The 23442-nt window shown below is 61.5% G+C and carries 16 protein-coding genes and 3 pseudogenes; 10 read left to right on the top strand and 9 right to left on the bottom strand.

Annotated features, from left to right (window positions below; translation table 11 throughout):
- Positions 1-38: 38 nt before the first annotated feature.
- The 3 genes and pseudogenes from DN824_RS03535 to DN824_RS03525 all read left to right on the top strand — a co-directional run.
- Positions 39-317 carry a BPSL0761 family protein gene (locus DN824_RS03535; RefSeq protein WP_015275580.1) on the top strand — a complete coding sequence of 93 codons (279 nt, stop codon included), beginning with the start codon at positions 39-41 and terminating at the stop codon, positions 315-317.
- A gap of 212 nt (positions 318-529) precedes the next feature.
- Positions 530-3055 carry an ATP-dependent helicase HrpB gene (hrpB, locus tag DN824_RS03530; protein WP_003292681.1) on the top strand — a complete coding sequence of 842 codons (2526 nt, stop codon included), beginning with the start codon at positions 530-532 and terminating at the stop codon, positions 3053-3055.
- Positions 3056-3279: 224 nt separating this feature from the next.
- A pseudogene (locus tag DN824_RS03525) lies at positions 3280-3483 on the top strand (PDC sensor domain-containing protein); the annotation flags it as partial.
- 78 nt (positions 3484-3561) lie between these two features.
- On the opposite strand, the gene DN824_RS03520 reads toward DN824_RS03525, so the two are convergent.
- Genes DN824_RS03520 through DN824_RS03505 form a run of 4 tightly spaced genes read right to left on the bottom strand, consistent with a single transcriptional unit; the run spans position 3562 to position 9684 of the window.
- Positions 3562-5031, bottom strand: a complete 1470-nt coding sequence (locus DN824_RS03520) for a tyrosine-type recombinase/integrase (protein ID WP_063613243.1) — start codon at positions 5029-5031, stop codon at positions 3562-3564.
- Entirely contained in the window at positions 5028-5636 is a 609-nt protein-coding gene (locus DN824_RS03515) for a hypothetical protein (protein ID WP_015275582.1), read from the bottom strand. The genes DN824_RS03520 and DN824_RS03515 overlap by 4 nt, the downstream gene beginning before the upstream one ends.
- Positions 5637-7733 (bottom strand): phage integrase, encoded by a 2097-nt coding sequence (locus tag DN824_RS03510; protein WP_015275583.1) that lies wholly within the window; start codon positions 7731-7733, stop codon positions 5637-5639.
- Positions 7723-9684 carry a hypothetical protein gene (locus DN824_RS03505; RefSeq protein ID WP_138407004.1) on the bottom strand — a complete coding sequence of 654 codons (1962 nt, stop codon included), beginning with the start codon at positions 9682-9684 and terminating at the stop codon, positions 7723-7725. The genes DN824_RS03510 and DN824_RS03505 overlap by 11 nt, the downstream gene beginning before the upstream one ends.
- A gap of 402 nt (positions 9685-10086) precedes the next feature.
- Between DN824_RS03505 and hrpB (DN824_RS03500) the strand changes: the two are divergent.
- Positions 10087-12210: pseudogene (hrpB, locus tag DN824_RS03500) on the top strand (ATP-dependent helicase HrpB); the annotation flags it as partial.
- 15 nt (positions 12211-12225) lie between these two features.
- Here hrpB (DN824_RS03500) and DN824_RS03495 read toward each other — a convergent pair.
- From DN824_RS03495 to DN824_RS03485, 3 genes are all read right to left on the bottom strand, one after another.
- Positions 12226-13257, bottom strand: a complete 1032-nt coding sequence (locus DN824_RS03495; RefSeq protein ID WP_138407003.1) for an endonuclease/exonuclease/phosphatase family protein — start codon at positions 13255-13257, stop codon at positions 12226-12228.
- Between the two features lie 72 nt (positions 13258-13329).
- Positions 13330-13731, bottom strand: coding sequence for a VOC family protein (locus tag DN824_RS03490; RefSeq protein WP_138407002.1), 402 nt, complete (start codon positions 13729-13731; stop codon positions 13330-13332).
- 33 nt (positions 13732-13764) lie between these two features.
- Positions 13765-14442, bottom strand: coding sequence for a DUF7847 domain-containing protein (locus tag DN824_RS03485; protein ID WP_138407001.1), 678 nt, complete (start codon positions 14440-14442; stop codon positions 13765-13767).
- A gap of 152 nt (positions 14443-14594) precedes the next feature.
- Here DN824_RS03485 and DN824_RS03480 point away from each other — a divergent pair, with 152 nt between their 5' ends.
- From DN824_RS03480 to DN824_RS03465, 4 genes are all read left to right on the top strand, one after another.
- Positions 14595-15068, top strand: a complete 474-nt coding sequence (locus tag DN824_RS03480; protein ID WP_138407000.1) for a LabA-like NYN domain-containing protein — start codon at positions 14595-14597, stop codon at positions 15066-15068.
- 114 nt (positions 15069-15182) lie between these two features.
- On the top strand, positions 15183-16082 hold the full coding sequence (gene yedA / locus DN824_RS03475; protein WP_138406999.1) for a drug/metabolite exporter YedA: 900 nt from the start codon (positions 15183-15185) through the stop codon (positions 16080-16082).
- 62 nt (positions 16083-16144) lie between these two features.
- Positions 16145-17470, top strand: a complete 1326-nt coding sequence (locus DN824_RS03470) for an RNA helicase RhlE1 (RefSeq protein WP_138406998.1) — start codon at positions 16145-16147, stop codon at positions 17468-17470.
- A gap of 269 nt (positions 17471-17739) precedes the next feature.
- Positions 17740-18204 (top strand): hypothetical protein, encoded by a 465-nt coding sequence (locus DN824_RS03465; RefSeq protein ID WP_138406997.1) that lies wholly within the window; start codon positions 17740-17742, stop codon positions 18202-18204.
- Positions 18205-18455: 251 nt separating this feature from the next.
- Here the strand turns inward: DN824_RS03465 and DN824_RS03460 are convergent, their stop codons facing one another.
- Complete coding sequence (locus DN824_RS03460) at positions 18456-18947, bottom strand: Lrp/AsnC family transcriptional regulator (protein ID WP_138406996.1); 492 nt, start codon at positions 18945-18947, stop codon at positions 18456-18458.
- 129 nt (positions 18948-19076) lie between these two features.
- On the opposite strand from DN824_RS03460, the gene DN824_RS03455 reads away from it, so the two are divergent.
- Complete coding sequence (locus tag DN824_RS03455) at positions 19077-19703, top strand: LysE family translocator (RefSeq protein ID WP_138406995.1); 627 nt, start codon at positions 19077-19079, stop codon at positions 19701-19703.
- Positions 19704-19751: 48 nt separating this feature from the next.
- Here DN824_RS03455 and DN824_RS03450 read toward each other — a convergent pair.
- A pseudogene (locus DN824_RS03450) lies at positions 19752-20374 on the bottom strand (LysE family translocator).
- Between the two features lie 167 nt (positions 20375-20541).
- Here DN824_RS03450 and DN824_RS03445 point away from each other — a divergent pair.
- Positions 20542-23442, top strand: coding sequence for a PAS domain-containing hybrid sensor histidine kinase/response regulator (locus tag DN824_RS03445; RefSeq protein ID WP_138406994.1), 2901 nt, complete (start codon positions 20542-20544; stop codon positions 23440-23442).

The raw sequence follows: 23442 nt of genomic DNA, 5'->3' as shown, positions 1-23442 counted from the left end.
AAGCCGCCTCTCCCCGCGGACATTTCAGGAGCAATACCATGACGATGGCCCATGAGCGCACCCGTAGCGTTGTTCAAACACGGGACTTCCTACAGGAGCTGGCTAGGGACACGAGCCTTCCTGAAAACGTACGGTACCAAGCAAATAATCTACTTCGGCATTACCCGACAGCAGAAGCCGTCTGGTTGGCTGGTCGAGTGGAAGAGCGATCCAAGCAAGAGCTTTCCCTATTGGCCGACAAGCATGGACCTCTACATCCGGTGTTAGTCAGCTGGCTGTTAAATGATCCGATGTTTTCGGATCACGGAGCCAGCTGAGCCGGGGCGCAACACTGGCAAGAGGATCCCCCTCGTCAGGTGTTCAAGGGGCAGATGCTGGCTGTGGCCTTGATGTCCATCATGCCGTTTAAATAGGCCCCGTTTATCTCTGAGCGGCCCGAAGGGAGCCGTGCACTGGGCGTGATTGACATACCGCCGTGCCGTAACAGCTTCCCTCGTATCTATAATTGGTGGCTCAGCTAGGAGCCATCATGAGTTTGTTGCCGATTGAATCTGTTTTGCCCGCTTTAAGAGATGCCTTGTCTGCACGTAATGAAGTTGTACTTGAGGCAGCGCCGGGGGCAGGCAAAACAACGCGAGTACCAATAGCGCTGCTGGAAGAGCCTTGGCTGGCCGACCAGACTATTGTCATGCTCGAACCACGTCGACTAGCTGCCAGAGCCGCAGCTGAGCGACTGGCGAGCGAGCTGGGAGAAAGCGTTGGGCAAACAGTCGGCTATCGAATTCGCTTGGAGAGTAAGGTCGGACCACAGACTCGAATTGAAGTAGTGACTGAAGGCATTCTTACTCGTCGGCTTCAAGACGATCCTGCCCTAGATGGCGTTGGGCTGCTCATATTTGATGAGTATCATCTGCGTAGTCTCGATGCCGATCTGGCGTTGGCCTTGTGTCTCAACGGCCGTGAGTTGTTGCGCGACGAACCGCCGCTGAAGGTGCTGCTGATGTCCGCCACGCTGGAAGGCGAGCGCCTGTCGCGCCTGCTGGACGAGGCGCCTGTGGTACGCAGCGAAGGTCGCATGTATCCGGTGGAGCAGCGTTGGGGGCGGCCGAGTCAGATCGGCGAGGCGCTCGAACCCCGGGTGGTACAGACCATGCTCCAGGCCCTGGCCGATGAACCTGGCAGCCTGCTGGTGTTCCTCCCCGGCCAGGCGGAGATTCGCCGCGTCGCCGAGCAGTTGGCCGAGCGCCTCGCTGGCCGGTCAGAGATCCTGCTCTGCCCGCTCCACGGTGAACTGGACCTCGCTGCCCAGCGCGCGGCCATCGAGCCGGCACCGGCGGGCAAGCGCAAGGTGGTGCTGGCCACCAACATCGCCGAGACCAGCCTGACCATCGATGGCGTGCGCGTGGTGGTGGACGCGGGCCTGGAGCGTGTACCGCGCTTCGACCCGGCCAGTGGCATGACTCGCCTGGACACCCAGCGTATTTCCCGCTCCTCCGCGACCCAGCGTGCCGGCCGTGCCGGCCGTCTGCAGCCGGGTGCCTGCTACCGGCTCTGGTCTGAGGCCCAGCATGAGCAACTGGCCGCCCACGGGAGCGCGGAAATCCTCCAGGCCGACCTTGCCGGACTGGCGTTGCAACTGGCGCGCTGGGGGATTGGTGATCCCAATGAACTGGCCTGGCTCGATCCGCCGCCCACGGCTGCCTACGCCCAGGGCCGTGACCTGCTGCAACGCCTCGGCGCACTGGCCGACGATGGCAACTTGACCCGCCATGGCCAGGCCATGGCCGAACTGCCCGCCCATCCGCGCATTGCCCACCTGCTGTTACGTGGCCACGCCCTGGGACTCGGCGGCCTGGCCTGTGACCTCGCCGCCCTACTGGGCGAGCGCGACATCCTGCGTGGTGGCGGTGCCGACCTGCACAGCCGCCTCGCCTTGCTGGCCGGTAACGACAAGGCAGCGCGTGGCGCTCGTGGCGGCGTGCAGCGTGCTCGCCAGCTGGCGCGGCAGTTCCGTTCCTACCTGCGTGGCCCGGCCAGCGAGCCGGTGGCCGATCCGGATCACCCGCGCTGGCTCGGCTGCCTGCTGGCGTTCGCCTACCCGGACCGCATTGCCCAGCAACGTCGTGCCGGAGGGGCCGATTATCGGCTGGCCAATGGCCGTGCAGCCACCTTTGGCGAGCCGGATGCGCTGATGAAGGAGCCCTGGTTGGTGATCGCCGATCTCGGTAGCCGCCAGGGCCAGCGTGAAGAGCGCATCTATCTCGCGGCCGACCTTGATCCCGCACTGTTCGACGGCCCTCTGGCCGAACAGGTAAGGTGCCAGGACCTGCTCGACTGGGAAGAGCGCGAAGGTGTGCTGCGCGCCGAACGTCAGGTGAAAGTGGGTGAGTTGGTGCTGGCCCGCGAAGCCCTTGCCGAACTGGATGACGAGGCCCGCTCGCGTGCGCTGCTCGGTCTGGTGCGACGCAAGGGGCTGGAGCTGCTGCCGTGGAGTGCGGAGCTGCGCCAGTGGCAGGCGCGGGTGGCGCTGCTGCGCCGACTGGACCTGGCCGACACGGGCAGCAGCGAATGGCCAGACCTCTCCGACGCGGCGCTTCTGGCCAGCCTGGAGGAGTGGCTGCAGCCCTGGCTGGGCAAGGTCAGCCGCCTCAGCCATTTCGCCAACCTCGACCTCGCCGGCATCCTCCATGGCCTGCTGCCCTGGCCGCTGCCGCAACGCCTCGACGAGCTGGCGCCGCGTACGCTGGAAGTGCCCTCCGGCTCGCGCATCCGCCTCGACTACAGCGACGAGATGCCGGTTCTCGCGGTGCGCCTCCAAGAGCTGTTCGGCCTCGCCGACACTCCGCGCATCGCCGGTGGCCGTCAGGGCGTCAAGCTGCACCTGCTGTCCCCGGCCCAGCGCCCGGTGCAGGTCACCCAGGACCTGGCGAGTTTCTGGCGCAATACCTACGCGGAAGTGAAGAAAGATTTACGAGGTAGGTACCCTAAGCATTACTGGCCTGAGGACCCGCTTGTGGCCCAGGCTACAGCTAGAGCTAAGCCGCGAAAATCGTAGGCTGTTGCTCAATGCGGGCGTGTGAACCGGAACCCAGTGTTGCCTCGAGAGCAACGCAGGTTGGCTCTCTGTTGAGTGTGCCAGTCAACCGGCGTACTAGGGCCGTGCGAGTTTTACCGTATTGCCATTCGTAGAGTCGACGTGCCCGTTTTTTGCAGATTTCGGCCCTTTGTAAATGTGTGCTCCGGAACTTAAGCGACGGTTCACCCTTGACACCCTAGTGGAGGATCATAGATGTCGTGGACTTTGGCGGCATCGACCATGCATTCCTGGTTGATCACAACGGCCAAGTGATCTTCAGCCTTGACAAGGGTCAGGTGATGACGAACCTCAAGGACATCTATCCGGACAGAGCCCTACGGATTGAGTCGGGCATTCAGGATGCCACCTTGCACGGGCAGGAGCGGATTGTCTCTTTCGCCCCAGTGAACGACCGGTAAACGTCGTCGTCATTAGACACGCGCTTTATGGACGCTTCGGCAGTGAAGCGAGTTGTATCGCAACATTCAAAGGTGGTTATGCCAATGCTCCCAGCTTTTGACTGACTCCGTATTCTCTTCCTCTTCCTCTTCCTTTGTCTCTTTCTTGAGATCTTCTTGCCGAAGTTGCTTTAGCTTCTCCAGTTCACGCACGTACTCGTCAACTGGCATACCATTTTTTAATGCGTTCAGAAGTAGCTCCTCGGCCTGGTCATATATACGGTTAGTCCTGATTATATGGGCAGATGAAACGATGTCTTCGTATCCATCAAGTTTGGCGAATGCAAGATGAATATACCGTTCTACCGAGAGGGGATCTTTGTGGCCAGTCCACAGCATGACGTCGTAAAGAAACTTTTTGCTATTAAGCAGGGCGCTTCTGAAGTCGTCCTTTTGCTTGAACTTGTGTCTTTTGATTAGGAGTACGAAAAGATTGGTGATGAAAGCATGGCGGAACATGTGTGCACAGACTTTTTCTTCGATGCCGGCGTGACTTCTAAGTTGAATCATTTCATTCGTAATACTGCAGGCACCGAGCGGCTTACCAGTCTTTTCTTGAACAAAGAGTCTGTCGTGATCCGTGTCCTTGAAGTTGCGAAGAGATATTCTGCGGGCAAACTGAATATATTTCTTAGCTTCGCTTAGTACCACTCTTGAAATCGGGATAAAACGCTCGGAATAGGTTCCACGTTTCAAGGTTCGCAGACGTAGCAATGGGAACGACATGTTCATGGCATTACGTATGTCCGAAACGGTAATTTCAATTATCTCGCTGCGTCGAGCGCCCGTATGCTCAAGCAAGGAAATCACCAGATTCCGTCGAAGTTGAAGGTGTCTCGATGGGTGGATTTTGTTTGCTGAATCTCGCAAAAGCTTTATATGTTCGCTCGGGATCGGATCGCGCGTGTGGTAGCGCGTTCCAGATACATGAAGAGAGTGGTGATGCAGATAACTCCGCTTTATCGTTCTTCCTGAGCGCGTTGTGATAGTAAATGTTTTCATTACGGCGCGGATGGTTCCATTCTCTGATACAAATGCATCGTCGCCATAAAGACGTCCTACGAATTGCAAAAAATCTAGACAGATCCTACCAATTGCTAGGAGTGTAGTTTCGGTGCGCCTATTTACAGTGGGATCGTTGACAGATCGCTCCTTTCTTAATTCGTCAATGAAGTCTGAGAACTGTTGGTCAGACAGTCCTATAAAGTCAGTTCGGTATCTGAAGCAGTAGCGAACTAGTGGGCTTATTTTGGATGCATACTCCCCAATGCTTCCGCCTTTACCGCCGTGCCTTGATAGGCCTTTTCCACCTCGGCCAGGGCGGTCACGTAGTGCGAGCATGTAGAGATTTGCGACGTTATTGGGCGTGCCATCAGGCCAACAGCAAAACGGCAGGCCAGAACCATCTTTTGTTATAGTACTTCCATGCGCATGGTAGCTAAAGAGTGTTAGCTCTTTAAGTGGTTTAAATAGTTGTTGGCGAAGGTGGTTTGTCACTTGCGATACTCCTCCAGTCGCGTAACTCGCCCGTCTCCGGAAGAAGGGGAGGGGGGGGGTGGCTGTTCTGGAGGGAGGCTCAGTAGAGCAGTAAGTGCCTGAACGGCATCGCTTGCCCGCTTTTCAAGTAGAGCGGGATCTAGATTGCTACGTATATTTCTTAACTCGTTAATTGCCAGGCTTAATCCCTGGAGGAGGACCATGTTGGCGCAGCGCTGCTTATCAAGTCTCTCCTCTAGTTCAGTTACTAGTCGCGAAAGTCCGGACTTAGTGCGTTTTGTTGAAGTGGCCTCTTTGCTGCCATTGACCTTCTCAATGGCCCTCAATGCCGCTAGGCGGAGGGTATCAAGTTCCTTAAATCCTCCCTTGAACTGTAAGTTGGCGTGAGATTTTAAAGTGTTGATGCTCATTGGGGATTTTGACTTTATAGCCCCTGAGTCCTCGAAATTGAATTCGAGCTTGGCTAGCGCTCCTTGGCTTCTGAGAGCCTTTAGAATGTTCTCGTTTTTGGAAAAATAGTCAGGATTACGGTAGATTAGCTTTAAAAGTTCACTGGTTATTAATGTGGCGCTAGCATGTGGCTCTAGGTCGGAGATTTTTTTCATTTAGTCTGTGCTCTGAATTTTTACTACCACGCGCATATGTTGGCCGGTTTCGTCTGTGAAAAACTCTGGCTCAATCTGGACTTTCCCTGTCTTTATCATGTCGGTGATTGCGTCTTCAAGTTCAGCAGTGTCTACTAGAGCAAAATTATCTGTGTTGTAACGAATTTTTAGTATTTCGGCTAGATCTTCGTAAGCAGTGATATCGCCATTATGCAAGCTTTCTGCTATGAACTGAGCCTTAGCGCTACGCAAAACTGCACCATCAGTGGACTCAGTAATGTAATTCCAAACATGCTGCATGTCGGTGTGCCCGAGCATCCACTGCAGTGTCTCCAGTCCTCCAAAACTGCTCGAGTGGAAGAATACCATGGAGAAAAAGCGTCGAAGTTGATGTTGTCGGATATAGTACCTTTCTCCTTTTGAATTTAGTGGTAGTTCGAAATAATCGCACAACAAGTCTAGGTTTCTATTGTAGGCATACATTGTTTGCTGACTAAGCCCGGCATTTCCGAGGAGTCCGGGGGGGGCAAAGAGGCTAGTCATTTCAGTTATGAATCCGCTTTTTAAAAGTCTCTGCTGCATGGAAATTAAGTTTTTAATCATTTTTACGGCAATGGGTTCGATTGGGCGTGCTTGGCGTTGTCTTATGCCGAACAGGTTGGATGTGCTTTTTCTATTTAAGAAGATCAACCATCTTTCGCTTTTATCTAGGCAGTCAGTCGAGTGCAAATCGAGCATTTCTCCTATTCGGCGAGCCATGATTGTTCCAACTACCATCTGGACACATCCAATATAGATGCGTAAGCACTCAATCAGTCCCACATTATTTCTGAGTTCTATGAAGTAATTTGACTGCTTTCTCAGTGCGCCGTGCCTAATAGACACCGTTTGACATACAAGCCCAAGCTTCCTAATTCCCATGTCGATAAGCTCAGGGGGCATAATGTCTTGTAACTCTCCATTGGTAAGTTGCGTAGGGGCAATTCCATTGAGGTTGCAATGCTCTGCCATGCGGCAGAAACCTTCTATTAGAAGTTCTCCATACTTGAAATGGTACTCGATTGATTTTCTGAAGGCGTCTCTCACTATTGGGTACGGCAGCGTCCGAAACCGAGCAGCTTCAGAGAGTGATGGTTCATAATCAAGTATCTGCTTCAGCTCTGATACTTCGGGAGCTGGAAGCCCAATTTCATGAAGAATTCCAAGGTTGTATGTTAAAAATCTGTAGGCGCGAAATGGACCGGATGTCATTGCTTCATGGTCACCTGTCCTGACCGATGAACCGGGATACTCTCTCGATATTATTTCTCTCTCATTATCAGTATAGAATTCTAATGAGCTTAATGTTTTTAGTTTTAGATGCCCGCCTTTCAGTGTGTTGGCATAAAGCGATTTCGCTAGCTGCAAGGTGTTAGGGGTGCGGACTCCAGCAGTTGATCTTTTTTTATAATATCCATGCAAATGCAAGGCAGCTCTTGCATAAGGTATTAAATCAAAAGGTATTTCCAGGTGATGCTCATCTAGTTGTTCGTCAGTCACAATGCGCATTCGTGGATATTGATCTAGAATGCTATCGAGTTCGATAGAACTGGAAGTGTTTATTAAGCTTAAACAAAATTTGCTGATAGTCTTGGTCCACTCGTAAACCGACTCTTCCGAACCGTTGACGCTTGAGAAGACGTCTAGCATTCTCTTCATGTGATGGCTGTTGATTCCAGCCAATCCGAATCTGGATAGCTGATATTCTTTTGCATTCAGAAGAATGTAATCGGCAACGTGAATGGCCCTGTTAAACATCGTCATCTGTGCGGCTAGTGAACCTAATTCGATCGCCGATCCTCGAACAGAACGTGTAGATGTTGTTAAAAAATACTTTAGCCCGTCTAGTAATGGCTTGTTTTTTTGGGCAAGCAGAGAAGTTTCGTCGTCTAATGTAATGTCCCAGTTGATCGTGTTGGGGGTCGCAAAATTGAAATCATATTTCCATATGTGCAAGTCGAAATCACTCAGCAACCAACTTGATTTTTTGTATTCTGTCCTAGGGTCGGTGTAGAACGCTTTTAGGAAGTCTAGCTCTGCTGGTAATTCAACATTCATATATCAACTTCTCCATTCTGCGGGGGTTACACCTCTGCTCGGCGACATAAAGGTGGTCTTTCAGTAGTGCGTCATTATCCCTTCTGATCTCGGCAACAACGGCCTTCGTTAGATCTGCCCAGTATCGTGCTACTCCTGTCACTTCTTCGGGTCGTTCCGCTGTAGCCACTGCTTTCTCTAATGATACGAGGGCGGTCATTATCCCTGGATCCACTGAGATGTAGACCTCTGAGTACTGATTCGCTGAATAGGGTTCAGTTGTTTGAGTGTTCTCCGGGTTGACCAGGTGGTCAGGGATGTCTTTTAGTGCATGGTTCTTAAGAAATAGATTTAACTCTTCCATTGTCTCGAAGTCTGCGGCCTCTATGAGGAAGCTGCTATCTTTCATCGCGTCACAGATTAAGCCGCGCTGAAAAATTCTTATCCAGCGGGCTTGGAAGAAGGCTAGTATTGACTCCGGCAGGTAGTGAGAAAGTTGCAGGCAGTCGTGGTTTGCGTGGCCGAGCGCTTTGGACATGGCTTCGACGCTTTGGGTTTTTAAATATACCTCTACCCCACATGAGGCTCGAAGACTAGAAAGGGTGACTCGAGATAAGAAATTTTTTAGTTCAGTACCCCTCAAGGAAGTATGATTTGAAAATTGTTGTGCAAGTCGTTCAAAAATCCGTGTGTGTTTATCGAATAGCGCTTTGTTCCAAGTCGGAATTACAGCGCTCCGCGGGTGACCGAAACCCTTCCCGCAGGTCAGGAATAACTCCTTCCATCGGCTGTCGCCAATTCCCTTGAGATATTTTCTTAACGGTGCTGTGATCTTTATTACTTCGAAGATTCGCTTTGTTGAGTTCGCGTTTAGTTGTATTTTCTGCTCGCTTAGCTTTCCACCTCTTCTATCCTTGAAGCCGACCAACTGATACCCGGTGTCGGTTTTCACAAAGCCGGATCTTCTACCTTTGTCGTCATACAAACGAAAATTCTTAAGGAAAGATTCTGTGATCTCATTGTGCTCTGCTACCAGTAAGCATTGGTAGGGATAAAGAGTGCCAGCAGCCGGAAGTCCAAGTATATTTGCGACATCAGCAGATAATATGGTGTATCCGTATTGGTGTTCGAAGTCCATGCGCGAGGATGGAAAGCCGTTGCTTTGAAAAATCGCGCAAATTGATTCGTGATCGTAACTCCGACGCTGCCAGCCTTTTCGAGGTTTGATTTCCGAGGAGTTTATCCGTGTGGTTGCGAGTATACGAAGTTGGACTCTCGAGTAAAGTTCATTGGCTTGTTCTGTTGCCCAGGATTTTACGGTTTCGATGTCTTTGTGGATACTTTTGAATAATATTTCTATTGCCTCGTTATCAGTTATTTCGAGAGGGACTCTAGTGATAAGTTTTTCATGGATTTCCACCCCCTCATCAGACACGGACACTCTTGTTTGCGCTCTGTGTTGTTTGGGGCGGATGGGCCGTGGTAGTCCATCCCCAAAAGGGGTTGCCCAAACTCCTGATTGTATAAAGGCCTCTTCGCAGTTCGATATGAACCTGTTCCACGTTTTTATCTGGGTTGGTATATTTAGATTTTCTCTATATGCGGTTAAGAAGTGCTCCTTCATGAAGTGCAAAAAGAATGATTTTATATTTTCTGGGTTTTGGAAGGTTGTAGTTGGCCACTCCAAAGAGTTCTTCGATAAATAGCTGGCCAGCTTGTTGCACAATGTGGTGTTGCATCTTGCTTGCTTGGCCGAAAAAGTCTTCCATGTCCGGTAGTACTCTTCTGTAAACTCAGGGCCATGGGAGTGCCATAGTTCTCCCAGCGCGAGAAAACTTGGTACTCCTTTTAGGGAGTCGACTTGCCATCCGTTCCAATAGCGCAAGGCCAATGGGTTCAATTTTTTCTGCTGGGAATCCCAGAGTTCTTTCCCTTCTTCGAGGTCGGCCATCAAATAGTCGAAATTGGGCATGCCTGGAATTTCGTCGCGCAGACTTGTAAGTGTTTCTACGAAACGTCGAGCCCAGCGAATCCGAACAGGCTCTTTGCTATCGGCCAAAGTTCTTGATCGCAATGCACCGACAAAACCGATGATGATCGGCTCGCAGCTTCGACTCGACAGATGGACGTAGGAGAGTTCTGCCTCGATGAGTTGGAGGTAGCACTCGAGCAGCTTCAGCGGAACGTTAATCAACTCCGACGACGCGTGGGTTTGAAAGGCCTTGGCTAGGGGCTCCGAAATTTTTCGGAATGGATAGTTGGGTAAGAACAGGGTGCTGCTGATGATTGTCAACGAATTCTTGTCCTTGCTTTGGGGTGGAAGATCCCGTATTTGCTGGGTTTAGGTATCTAATGATAAATCCATGCGAATGGCAAAATGCGTGAGCGCAGCCTGGATGCCGACCTGGCCCTGGCGCTGACGCTCAACGCGCGCGAACTGCTGCGCGACGAGCCGCTGAAAGTGCTCCTGATGTCGGCCACTCTCGAAGGGGAGCGGCTGTCGACCCTGCTCGGCGACGCACCGGTCGTGCGCAGCGAGGGCCGGATGTTTCCCGTCGAGATGCGCTGGGGCCAGCCGTACCAGGCGGCCGAGCGCATCGAGCCGCGCGTCGTGCAGGCCGTGCTGCGCGCGCTGGATGACGAGGACGGCAGCCTGCTGGTGTTCCTGCCCGGACAGGTCGAGATCCGCCGTGTCGCCGAGGCGCTGGCCGAACCCCTTGCCGATCGGCCCGACATACTCCTGTGCCCGCTGCATGGCGAACTGGAGCTCGGCGCCCAGCGGGCGGCGATCGAGGCCCCGCCGCCGGGGCTGCGCAAGGTGGTGCTGGCGACCAACATCGCCGAGACGAGCCTGACCATCGACGGCGTGCGGGTCGTGGTCGATGCGGGCCTGGCGCGGGTGCCGCGCTTCGATCCGGGCAGCGGCATGACCCGCCTGGAGACCCGGCGCATTTCGCGCGCCTCGGCCACCCAGCGTGCAGGACGCGCCGGCCGCCTGCAGCCCGGTACCTGCTACCGCCTGTGGTCCGAGGCGCAGCACGCCCAGCTGGCCGCGTACGCCGAGCCCGAAATGCTCCAGGCGGATCTCGCCGGGCTGGCGCTGCAGCTCGAGCGCTGGGGCGTGACGCCCGACGAGCTGGCCTGGCTCGATCCGCCGCCGGCCGCCGCCTACGCCCAGGCGCGCGCCCTGCTGCTGGGGCTCGGCGCGCTCGCGCCGCAGGCGGGCGGGCTGCGGCTCACCGCCCACGGCCAGGCGATGGCCGAGCTGCCGACACACCCGCGTCTGGCCCACCTGCTGTTGCGTGGCCAGACTCTCGGGCTTGCCGGGCTCAGCGCCGATCTCGCCGCGTTGCTCAGCGAGCGGGATTTCCAGCGCGGCGGCGGGGCCGACCTGGCGAGTCGCCTTGCGCAGCTCGACGGCGGGCGCGGCGTCCTGCGCGTCCGCCAGTTGGCCCGGCAGTTTCGTGGCCTGCTGCGGGGGCGCGCCACCGACCCTGTGGCCGACCCTCATCACCCGCGCTGGCTGGGCGCGCTGCTGGCCTTCGCCTACCCCGACCGGATCGCCCGGCAGCGCCAGGAGGGCGGTGGCGCCTACCGCCTGGCCAATGGGCGGGCGGCACAGTTCGCCGAGCCGGATGGCCTGATGAAGGAACCCTGGCTGGTGGTCGCCGAGCTGGGCAGCCATCAGGGACAGCGCGAAGAGCGCATCTACCGCGCCGCCGCGCTGGACCCGGCGCTGTTCGAGACGGTGCTGGCCGAGCAGGTGCGGGTGCAGGACGAGCTGGAGTGGGACGATCGCGAGGGTGCCCTGCGTGCCGAGCGCCAGCGCCGGGTCGGAGAACTGGTGCTGGCGCGCGAACCCTTGCCGGGCCTGGACGAAGAGGCCCGCAGCGCGGCGCTGCTCGGGCTGGTGCGGCGCAGGGGGCTGGAGCTGCTGCCCTGGACGCCGGAGCTGCGCCAGTGGCAGGCGCGGGTGATGCTGCTGCGCGAGCTGCACGCCGGCGACGGCGCGTGGCCCGACGTCAGCGACGCGGCGCTGCTGGCCAGCCTCGAGCAGTGGCTGCAGCCCTACCTCGGCAAGGTCACCCGGCTTGCGCATTTTGCCGCGCTGGACCTGCCCGGCATGCTGGCCGGGCTGTTGCCGTGGCCGCTGCCGCAACGCCTCGATGAGCTGGCACCGACCCACGTCACGGTGCCCTCCGGGTCGCGCATCCGGCTCGATTACAGCGAGCAGCCGCCGGTACTCGCGGTCCGGCTGCAGGAGCTGTTCGGCCTGGCCGACACGCCGCGCATCGCCGGCGGGCGGCTCGGGGTGAAACTGCACCTGCTGTCGCCGGCGCGCCGGCCGGTACAGGTCACCCAGGACCTGGCGAGCTTCTGGCGCAACACCTATCTGGAGGTCAAGAAGGACCTCAAGGGGCGCTACCCGAAGCACTACTGGCCGGACGATCCGCTGGTGGCCGAACCCACCGCGCGAGCCAAGCCGCGCGGTCAGTGAAGCGGGCGGCGGCGATCAGTCGCCGGCGGGCAGCAGCAGGCGCACCATCAGGGGACGGTGGTTAGACAGCCCGGCGGTGCCCTGCTGGCGTACCGTCGCCTCGAGGCGCTTGAGGCTGTTGCCGTGGAACAGGTGGTCGAACACCTGCAGCTCCTCGCCGCGCTGGAAGGTGGCCCATTGGCGCTGCCCCGGCCCGGCGATTTCCCCTACGCGCGGTACCTGGCGAAAGGACGAGAGGTTCGGCGGCAGGACATGCGTGCGGCCGTCGGCCGTGTAGGGCAGGTTCCAGTCCCCGGCCACCAGCCAGTGCCTGCGTGCGATCTGCCAGTCGGCCATGAGGTGGCCCAGCTCGGTGGCCTGGCCGATCGCGTTGCCGCCTGCGGCACTGTCGAGCCGGGTGGTGGCGACGGTCAGGGCGGCGGCGCCGCGCATCGGCAGTTCGGCGACCAGCAGCGCCGGCCTGGCGGCGAAGGGCGCCGACAGCCAGTTGCCGGGCTCCGTCGGCAGCTGAACGCGTTCGGCGGCGTCGATGTGGAAGCGGCTGAGCAGCGCGAGCTTGATCCCGACCGGGCCGCTTTCCCGTGGGTCGGGCAGCCAGCGCGCCTTGCGGTAGAACGCCTCGCCACTGCACGGATAGAGCTCGCCGAGGGCCTGCTGCAGTTGTGCCAGCTGGTCCTGCCGGGCCGTGGCGCCGTCGCCGTCGTGCACGTCCTGCAGCAACAACAGGTCGGGATTTTCCTCGCGCACGATCCGTGCGGCCTCGGCCAGGTTGGCGGCGACCTCGGCGGCATCCACCCGCTCGGCGCGGCGCTCGCCACGGCTGGCATCGGGACGCTGCTCCTGGCTGCCGGTGAAGCCCTGCACGTTCCAGGTCATCACCTTCAACGCCTGCCCGGCGAGCAGGTGGGGCGCCTGAGCGGTGCAGCTGACCGTCGCCGGCTCGCGCTCGGCGGGTTTCCAGGCCAGCAGGTAGGGCAGGGCGGCCGCCGCCAGCAGCCCGGCGGCGAGGCCCAGAAGCGACAGCGGGACGAGGCGGGAGCGGGTCATGGGCAGCGCGGCAGGGACAACGGGAGTGCAAGCCTAGCAGCCTGGAGCGCCCAATGGGCGGCCCAGGTGGACTCAGCCTTCGGCCCAGTACGCCGCCTCGATCTTGTGGCCGTCCAGGTCGCGGACGAAGCAGCCGTAGTAGGGCTCGCCATAATGGGGCCTGGGCCCCGGGGCGCCTTCATCGGTCGCGCCGGCCGCCAGCGCCGCGGCATGGAAGGCATCGACCGCGGCCCTGTCGTTGGCGATGAAGCCGACATGGGTGCCATTGCCGCAGCTGGACGGGCGTCCGTCCAGCGGGCGTTGCAGCCAGAATTCCGGATAGTCGCGGCCCCAGGCGACCGCGCCGGGATGCTCGAGCACCCGGCGGCAGCCCAGGGGCGACAGGACCTTGTCATAGAAGGCTGCGGCTTCGTCGAAGCGGTTGGTACCCAGCGACACGTGGGACAGGATGCTGGGGTTGGAGTCGTCGGCCATGACAGTCGCCCGATCGGAAAGGGTTCGCTAAGCCTAGTCGGTTTCCGGCGATTGCTGGCGGGCGTCGAGCAGCATGTACAGGCGATACACGACGACGCTGGCGAACAGCTGAAGCATGCCGAGCGCGCTGTCGATCAGCACCGTCGGCAACAGGCCGAGGGGCGCGTCCGAACCGCGCTGGGCCGATACCCAGAAGCCGACCAGCCACAACGGCAACATCACCGTGAGCAGGCAACCGAAGAGCGGCAGGAAGTGCCCGCGGGTCATGGCGAAGCTCTGCTTGAGGGCGTCCAGCGGCGACAGGCCGCGTAGTACCAGCAGGTACTCGGCGAAGCAGATGCGCACCATGATCCAGATGCCCGGCAGCACGAACAGCGACGCACCGAGCATGATCAGCAGGGTGCCGAGCGCGGCGACCACCGCGAAGGCCGGCCACAGCTGCGCCGCGCGGGCCAGCAGATCCCGCGGCGCGGGAGCGTGGCCGTGGCTGCGGGCATCGAGAAACAGGATCAGCGCGCCGAGGTAGAGCGGGTAGAAGATCAGGCCCACCAGCAGGTCATAGGCGGCCGAGGGGCTGCCGGCGGTCCAGCTCGCCACCAGTTGCTGCACCAGGCTCTCGGCCAGGATCAGCGGCAGGCACAGCACCGCGATGGTGGTCAGGTGACGGCTGTAGAAGTACCAGGCGTCGCGGAGTATGGCGAAAGGATTCATCCGGCAGCGTCGTAGATCGGGGCGGGGCGCCACTTTAGCCCAAGCCTGGTGCCGGGCCAATCGCGCCGGGCATGGTCGCCTGGCCGACATCGCTGCCCCCTTCGCCACCTTTGCGCGCATACTGGCCCGCCTTTCACCGCGAGGTTGCCTGCTTGAACCGCATCGCCCTGTTCGCCGACGTGCAGAACCTCTACTACACCGTGCGCCAGGCCCATGGCCGGCACTTCAACTACGCCGCGCTCTGGGCCGAGCTCAGCGCGCGCGGCAGCATCGTCGAGGCCTATGCCTATGCCATCGACCGGGGCGACGCCAAGCAGCAGCAGTTCCAGCAGATCCTGCGCAACCTGGGTTTCGAGGTGAAGCTCAAGCCCTACATCCAGCGCAGCGACGGCTCGGCCAAGGGCGACTGGGACGTGGGCATCACCATCGACGTGCTCGACGCCGCCGCGCGGGTCGACGAGGTGGTGCTGGCCTCCGGCGACGGCGATTTCGACATGCTGCTCGACAAGGTGCGCCAGGCCCATGGCGTGCGCACCTGCGTCTATGGCGTGCCCGGGCTGACGGCGCAATCGCTGATTCGCGCGGCCGACCGCTATCAGCCGGTCGAGGGCAGCCTCCTGCTCTAGGCGCCCCCGGCTTGGCGGCCGCGTTGCTGTGCCGGCCTTTAAAGGCTGATCTGTGCTTATTCTTGCGTGTGCGCCTTACCTAGAATGAGCACCCATCTCTTTCGAGCTGCCGCCATGCGTTCGTCCCGTTTCCCGTTGCTGCTTGTGGGCGCCTTCCTGGCGCTTTATCTGATCTGGGGTTCGACCTATCTGGTCATTCGCATCGGGGTGGAATCCTGGCCGCCGATGCTGCTCGCCGGCTTGCGCTTCGTCATCGCCGGCAGCCTGATGTTCGCCTGGCTGCGCTGGCGCGGCGCGCCGGCGCCGAGCCGGCGCGAGTGGATCAGTTCCGGCATCGTCGGGATTCTCCTGCTCAGCTTCGGCAACGGTGGCGTGACCGTGGCCGAACACCTGGGCGTCGCCTCCGGTGTCGCGGCGCTGGCGATCGCCACGGTGCCGCTGTTCGCGCTTCTGTTCGGCCTGTTCTGGGGGCAGCGCACCACCGCGCTGGAGTGGGGCGGCATCCTGCTCGGGCTGGTCGGCATCGGGCTGCTCAACCTCGGCCACAACATGCAGGCGAGCCCGCTCGGGGCGGTGCTGGTGCTGTTCGCCGCGGCGAGCTGGGCGTTCGGTTCGATGTGGAGCCGGCACCTCACGCTGCCCAGCGGGCCGATGGCCAGCGCCGCGCAGATGCTGGTCGGTGGCGGTGTGCTGTTGCTCGGCAGCGTGGCCAGTGGCGAACGCCTGGAGCAGATGCCGACGGCGGCTGGGTGGGGTGCGCTGGCCTACCTGATTTTCCTCGGGTCGATCGTGGCGTTCAGCGCCTATCTCTACCTGCTCAAGCACGTGCGTCCGGCGGCGGCCACCAGCTACGCCTACGTCAACCCGGTGGTGGCGGTGCTGCTCGGCATCGCCTTCGCCGGCGAGCGCATCGGGCCGGAAGAATGGCTGGCGATGACGGTGATCGTCAGCGCCGTGCTGCTGATCGGCCTGCCCCAGTGGCGTCGGCCGAAGGCGGCCTCACCGGCGAGCTGAAGGCTCGCGGCGCGGTCGTGAGGTAAACTGGCGGACCTTCGCGTCCTACCGGTTCTGCTGCCATGACTTTCGCCGCCCTCGGCCTCTTCGATCCCCTGCTGCGCACCCTCGATTCCCTCGGCTACGACGCCCCGACGCCGATCCAGGCCGAGGCGATCCCCGCGGTGCTCAAGGGACGCGACCTGATGGGCGCCGCGCAGACCGGCACCGGCAAGACCGCCGGCTTCGCCTTGCCGTTGCTGCAACGGCTGGCCACCGCCGGGCCGAACGTCGCCAGCAACGGCGTCCGCGCCCTGGTGCTGGTGCCGACCCGCGAGCTGGCCGAGCAGGTCCACGAGAGCTTCCGCCGTTACGGCGAGGCCTTGCCGCTGCGCACCTACGCCGTATACGGCGGCGTCAGCCTGAACCCGCAGATGATGGCGCTGCGCAAGGGCGTCGACGTGCTGGTCGCGACCCCGGGGCGCCTGCTGGACCTCTACCGGCAGAACGCGGTGCGCTTCGAGCAGCTGCAGGCGCTGGTGCTGGACGAAGCCGACCGCATGCTCGACCTGGGCTTTGCCCGCGAACTGGACGAGCTGTTCGCCGCGCTGCCGAAGAAGCGCCAGACGCTGCTGTTCTCCGCCACCTTCTCCGATGCCATCCGCCAGCTGGCGGGCGAGCTGCTGCGCGATCCTCTGTCGATCTCGGTCAGCCCGCGCAACGCCGCCGCCAAGACCGTCGAGCAGTGGCTGGTGCCGGTGGACAAGAAGCGCAAGGCCGAGCTGTTCCTGCACCTGCTCGCCGAGAACCGCTGGGGCCAGGCGCTGGTCTTCGTCAAGACCCGCAAGGGCGTCGACCAGCTCGTCGAGGAGCTGCAGGCGCAGGGCGTCTCCAGCGACTCGATCCACGGCGACAAGCCCCAGCCTTCGCGCCTGCGCGCACTGGAGCGCTTCAAGGCCGGCGAGGTGCAGATCCTCGTCGCCACCGACGTCGCCGCGCGCGGCCTGGACATCCATGACCTGCCGCTGGTGGTGAACTTCGATTTGCCCATCGTCGCCGAGGACTACGTGCACCGCATCGGCCGCACCGGGCGCGCCGGCTGCAGCGGCAAGGCCCTGTCGCTGGTCGCGGCCGACGAGGTCGACCAGCTGGCCGCCATCGAAACGCTGATCGGCCAGGTCCTGCGCCGCCGCGACGAGCCCGGCTTCATCCCCGACCACCGGGTACCCACCACGGTGCTCGGCGGGCAGATCATCAAGAAACCGAAAAAGCCCAAGAAGAAGGACGCCGCACCCGGCAAAGGCAAGATTCACCTGGGCAACTGGTTCGATGAAAGCGAAAAGCCCAACGCCAGACCGGTCCGCAAGGTGCCGAGCCTGGGGGGCGGCAAAGCGGGCAAGAAGCGCTAGCGCTGTTCGCGCCCCCGTACGTCGGGAATGAATGCCGTGGCGCGGTCTGGGATGTCTGGTCTTGACCGCGAATGGCGCCGCCGGACTCCGTTGTGCGCATCAAAAGCTCGCGGTCAAGACCGCGAGCCCGAGCCGTGAAGCGATGCGAGACCTTGTGAATTGATGTGAAGCGCTTCGCAGCCGCTGTTTGCACCGTGCTAGCGTCAAGCCGGTCATCATCATTTGCGGTTGTTGCGATGCGTCATTAATCCATTGAGGGAGCAGGGCCGATGTCTTCTACCGTATCACCCACTGGCGGGGACTTTGTCCCTGCGCCGTCGTCCGGTTCGATCTTCGACAGCAAGCTGGATATCGCCAGGTCGAGCCAGCTCATCGCCGATTACATGCGACAGCACGGCAAGTCTGCGATTACCGGCAAGGAACTCGCTCAGCTTGCCGGCGATACCGCGGGCAAGGTTCCTGCCGACGTGAAGCAGGCCGCCCAGTACATGCAGCGACACCCCAACGTATTCACGGCGATCGAAACCCATGACGTCGCGGGTGCGGACGATCTCTCCGGCGTCTGGAATTTCGACTGGGCGGCCAAAGGCGGCCTGAACGGTACGCCGACCGAAGCGCTCGCGAAGATGCAGGACGTCTTCGACTTCGCCATCGAGAAATCCGCGAAGATCACCGAAATCACCACCCGGCAAAAAGCCGAGCTGGACTCGACCAAGCAGCGTCCGAGCAACTGACGTCGCCTTGCCACGCGGCGGTCCCGGTTCGCCCCGGGCGAGCCGTCGATGATCTGTGGTTTCGCCCGCAGTCCGGCGGCCGGGTGCGTGTCGACTCCGAGGTCGTGGGTGCGGTCGGGGAGGCCTGGTCTTGACGCGAATGGCGCCGCGAGGCGCCCCTGGATTCACTTGGCGCATCCAAAGCACAGGGCATGACCGCACGCGCGGGTGCTGCCGCCGCCGGGCCCAGCGGCCTGCTCCAATGGTCGGGTTCAGGCGGGCAGATGTCCCAGCGGCAGCGGGCCCTGGGCCTTCACCGTCTGGATCGCGAAATTGCTGCGGATGTCGCGCACCCCGGGCAGCTTCAGCAGCACCTCGGTCAGGAAGCGCTCGTAGTCGCGCAGGTCCTGAACGACGACATGGAGCAGGAAATCCGATTCCCCGGACACCAGGTAGGCGGACAGCACCTCCGGCAACGCCGACACGGCCTGGCGGAAGCGTTCCGCCTCCTCCTCATGATGCCGTTCGACCTTGATCCCGACAAACACCGTCAGCCCCAGGCCTATGGCGTCCGGGTCGAGGGTCGCCTGGTAGCCCGAGATCACCCCCGTGTCTTCGAGCATCTTCACCCGGCGCAGGCAGGGCGACGCCGAGAGGCCGATACGGTCGGCGAGATCGACGTTGGACAGTCGCCCGTCCCGTTGCAGTGCCGCAAGGATGCGACGGTCATAGGAGTCGAGGCTGGCTTTCGGATTTCTTGGCATGAATGACCTGTTTATTCGCTGATATCTGGCATTAAAAACCAATAATGTGCCTTTCGGTAGCGTATTACGCAAGCACCTGTCCCGTCCTCCCGCCGTAGCATTTGAGGTGTCTGCGGAGGGGGCTGGAAGATGGAAAACCTGGGGATGTTCGTGCTGGCGCTGGCGGTGGTGCTGTTGCTGCCGGGGCCCGACATGCTGCTCCTGCTGCAGACCGGCGCACGCGCGGGACGCAGCAGGGCGCTGTCCACGGCGGCCGGTCTGGCGGTCGCGCGCAGCGGCCATGTGGCCTTCGCGGCGATGGGGCTGGCATCGCTGTTCAGGGCGGTGCCCTGGACGTTCGATGCGGTACGCCTGCTGGGGGCGGGCTACCTGCTCTGGCTGGGGCTGGGCATGTTCCGCGCCGAGGCGCGGGCGCTTTCGGTCGACGGGGCCGGGGGCGCGTCGCTGTCGCTCGGCGCCGCGTTTCGCCAGGGCGTGCTGACCAACCTGCTCAACCCCAAGGCGCTGCTGTTCTGCTCGCTGCTGCTGCCGCAATTCATCGATGCCGGCGCCGGGCCGGTCGCCAGCCAGTTCGCCGTGCTGGGCGTCACCCTGGTGCTGGTGGGGTTGCTGTTCGACACCAGCTACGCGCTGGCGGGTGCCTTGATCGGGCGCTGGCTCGAACAGAGCCCGGCGCTCCAGCGCGCGCAGCAACGCCTGTTCGGCGCGCTGCTGATCGGCTTCGCCCTGCGCCTCGCGCTGGTCTCGCAGGTATGAGCCCGCGCGGTTGTATGGAGCGATCCAGCGATGTCTGCGCCTCGCCTTTCAGCGCCCGGTCGACACCGCAAGCCGGAATCCAAACGCGACGAGAACGCCTCCCGTCACGCGATCCAGCGTTTTCATCAGGGAAGGGCGGCGCATGGCTTTGCCCAGGAGAATCGTGGCGGCGATCAGGATGGCGAACCAGGCCAGGGTCAGCCCGACGTGGATGCAGGCGAGGGCGAAGCAATAGCCGGCCACGCTGGCGGCCGGCGGTATGAACTGGGGGAGGAAGGTGACTAGAACACGCCGACCTTGGGGTTGAGCGCGTTGGTCAGGAAGCCACGCCAGAACGCATCGCCGCACGGTGACGAAGGCGCCTTGCCCGCCTCGGACTCGAACGCCGCGCGCGGCTTGAACAGCAGGGGCGAGCCCAGCCAGATCAGGTAGGCCGCCCCTGCGAGCTTGACCAGGGTATAGGCCGTCTCGGAGGCGAGCAGCAGCGCGCCGAGCCCGAGGGATACCGCTGCGCCCCAGATCAGACAGCCCGACGCGATGCCCAGCGTTGCCATGAGCGCCTGGCGGCGCCCGCTCACCGTCGCCCGGAACACGATGGCGGTATCCACACCAGGCGTGACCGCCAGAAGGGCCGCGGCGGCAATGAACGAGAGGGTCAGCGGGATGTCCATCGTGACGGGTTCTCCAAAGGGTTTGGTGGCGAGCGAAAGGCGTCGTGCTTGACGGACGTACCGGCGCCAGCGCCGATGGCTCGAGTGCAAAGCCCGGCCGTTTCTGATCTGATTGTGCGCGCGAAAAAATTGCGTCTCCCCCACTCCGCCCTCGATACAAGGTAGCCATGGCTCTGGAAAATCTGACTCGACAGGAGCTTGAGGCCGAGGTGGTGCGCCTGCGAACGGCGCTGGAAGAGACCGAGCGAAGGGCCAGCCAGACGGCATTGGCCGGCGCGGCACGCCAATCTTCGATAGTCGATGGCACCGTCGAGCTGGCCATCATCTCGATCACTCCGGCCGGCGGCGTCTCCGGCTGGAGCGCGGGTGCGCAGCGCATGTTCGGCTGGTCCGCCGAGCAGATGAGAGGGCAGCGCGCCGCACTGATCCTCACGCCCGAAGACCAGGCCGGTCGCCTGCTCGACGAGCAGATGCAGACAGCCCGGGAGCACGGGCGCGCTTCGGACGAGCGCTGGTACCTGCGCCAGGATGGCCAGCAGGTCTGGGCGTCGGGCGATATCGCTCCGCTCCACGATGACCAGGGCGCGCACCTCGGCTACCTGTGGGTACTGCGCGATCGCACCAACGAGCACCTGGCGAGCCGGGCGATCGAGGAGACCCAGCAGCGCTATCGGCTGGCGACCAAAGCCACCAACGACGCGGTCTGGGATTGGGACCTCGCGACCAACCAGGTGCTGTGGAACGATGCGCTCAAGGACGCGTACGGCTACTCCCTGACCGATATCGACACCTCGGGCGACTGGTGGATCGCGCACATCCACGCCGACGACCGGGCGCGCATCGACGCCTCGATCCACGCGGTCATCGATGGAGGCGGCACCACCTGGACCGATGAGTACCGGTTCCTGCGCCTGGACGGCTCTTACGCCGATGTGCTGGACCGCGGGCAGGTGATTCGCGATGCCGAGGGCCGGGCGGTGCGGATGATCGGCGCGATGCTCGATCTGACCCGCATGCGCGCGGCCGAAGCGGCACTGCACCAGAGCGAGGAGCGCTTCAGGACCATCCTGGAAACGATCGAGGCGGGGTTCGCGATCGTTCAGGTCAAGTTCGACGAGAGCGATAAGCCGGTGGACTATCGATTCGTCGAGGCGAACCCTGCCTTCGAGCGTCAGGCCGGGGTGGATCTGCGTGGCCAGTGGGTGACTGAGTTCGCGCCCGAACTGGAGCAGTTCTGGTTCGACACCTACGGACACGTCGCCAAGACCGGGGAGCCGGCCTACTTCGAGAGCTACGCCCAAGCCTTCAATCGCTGGTTCGAGGTCCGGGCGGTCCGGGTCGGAGATCCGGCCGAACGGCAGATCGCGATTCTGTTCAGTGACGTCACCCAGCGACGGATTGCCGAAGAGCGCCTGAAGGTCAGCGAGTCGATCGCACGCGAAAACGTGGAGCGTGTCCAGCTGGCCCTTGCCGCCGGGGCCATCATCGGCACCTGGAACTGGGACCTGCCCTCCGACCGGTTCGCTGTCGACGAAGGCTTCGCCCGGGCCTTCGGCCTGGACCCGGCGCTTGGCCGCCAGAGGCTCAGCCTCGAGCAAGTAATCGCCACGGTACACCCGGAGGACCGCGAGGGGCTGATCGCGGCGATCGACGAGGCGATCAACCGCGGGGGCGCCTATGCCCACCAGTACCGGGTCCGGCGCGCCGATGGAAAGTACTACTGGATCGAGGCGAACGGCCGTGTGGACCATGGCAAGGACGGCACGCCCCTCAACTTTCCCGGCGTGCTGATCGACGTCGAGGATCGGCGTTCCATCGAGGCCGAACGCGACCGCGCGACCGCCGCGCTGCGGGCGCTGAACGAAACGCTGGAACAGCGCGTGGCCGAACGGACCGCGGAGTTGCTCCAGGCCGAGGACAAGCTGCGCCAGTCCCAGAAGATGGAAGCGGTCGGCCAGCTGACGGGGGGACTGGCCCATGATTTCAATAATCTCCTGGCAGGCATCACGGGCGCGTTGGAGCTGACGAGCTTGCGAATCGCCCAAGGACGCACGAGCGATGTCGACAAGTACATGGTCGTGGCCCAGGACGCGGCGAAGCGTGCCGCTGCCTTGACGCACCGGCTCCTGGCCTTCTCCCGGCGCCAGACGCTGGATCCGAGACCGGTCGACGTGAATGCGCTGGTCGACGGTATGATCGAGCTGATCCAGCGGACCGTCGGCCCCGGCATCCAGGTGGAGACTGCCTGCGCCGAGGCGCTGTGGCCGGCGTTCGTGGACGCGAGCCAGCTCGAAAATGCGGTCCTCAATCTCTGCATCAATTCGCGCGATGCGATGCCGGACGGCGGGCGCATCATCATCGAAACGGCCAACCATCGGCTGGTCGGTGACGAGGCCGGCGCCCTCGATCTTCCCGAGGGGCAGTACCTGTCGGTGCGTGTGACGGACACCGGTACGGGCATGTCGCCGGAGCTCATCGCCAAGGCGTTCGACCCGTTCTTCACCACCAAGCCCATCGGCCAGGGCACCGGGCTCGGGCTGTCGATGATCTACGGCTTCGCCAAGCAGTCCGGCGGCCAGGTGCGCGTCGATTCCGAGGTCGGGAGGGGCACCTCGATGCGCATCTATCTGCCTCGTTTCCAAGGCAGCGCGGGCCAGGGCGCGGTCGAGCCGGCCGGCGGGTCCGCCGCACTCGCGCAGGGCTGCGGCACGATACTGATCGTGGATGACGAGCCGACGGTACGCCTGCTGTTGAAGGACGCGCTGGGCGATCTTGGCTATACGCTCCTCGAGGCGTCCGACAGCGTCGCCGGGCTGAAGGTGCTGAGGTCCGATGTGAGCATCGACCTGCTGATCACCGACGTGGGGCTGCCGGGAGGCATGAATGGCCGGCAGATGGCCGATGCCGGCCGGGAAGTCCGGCCCGACCTGAAGACGCTGTTCATCACCGGCTATGCGGAAAACGCAGCACTTGGAAACGGTTCCCTCGGAGAGGGGATGCAGGTGCTGACGAAGCCCTTCGCTATAGAAACGCTGGTGGCCGGGGTGCTGAAACTGATGAACGCCTAG

The organism is Stutzerimonas nosocomialis, from assembly GCF_005876855.1.
GTDB lineage: Bacteria > Pseudomonadota > Gammaproteobacteria > Pseudomonadales > Pseudomonadaceae > Stutzerimonas > Stutzerimonas nosocomialis.
The sequence above is the reverse complement of the archived record's forward strand: the minus strand, read 5'-3'. Positions and strand labels throughout refer to the sequence as shown.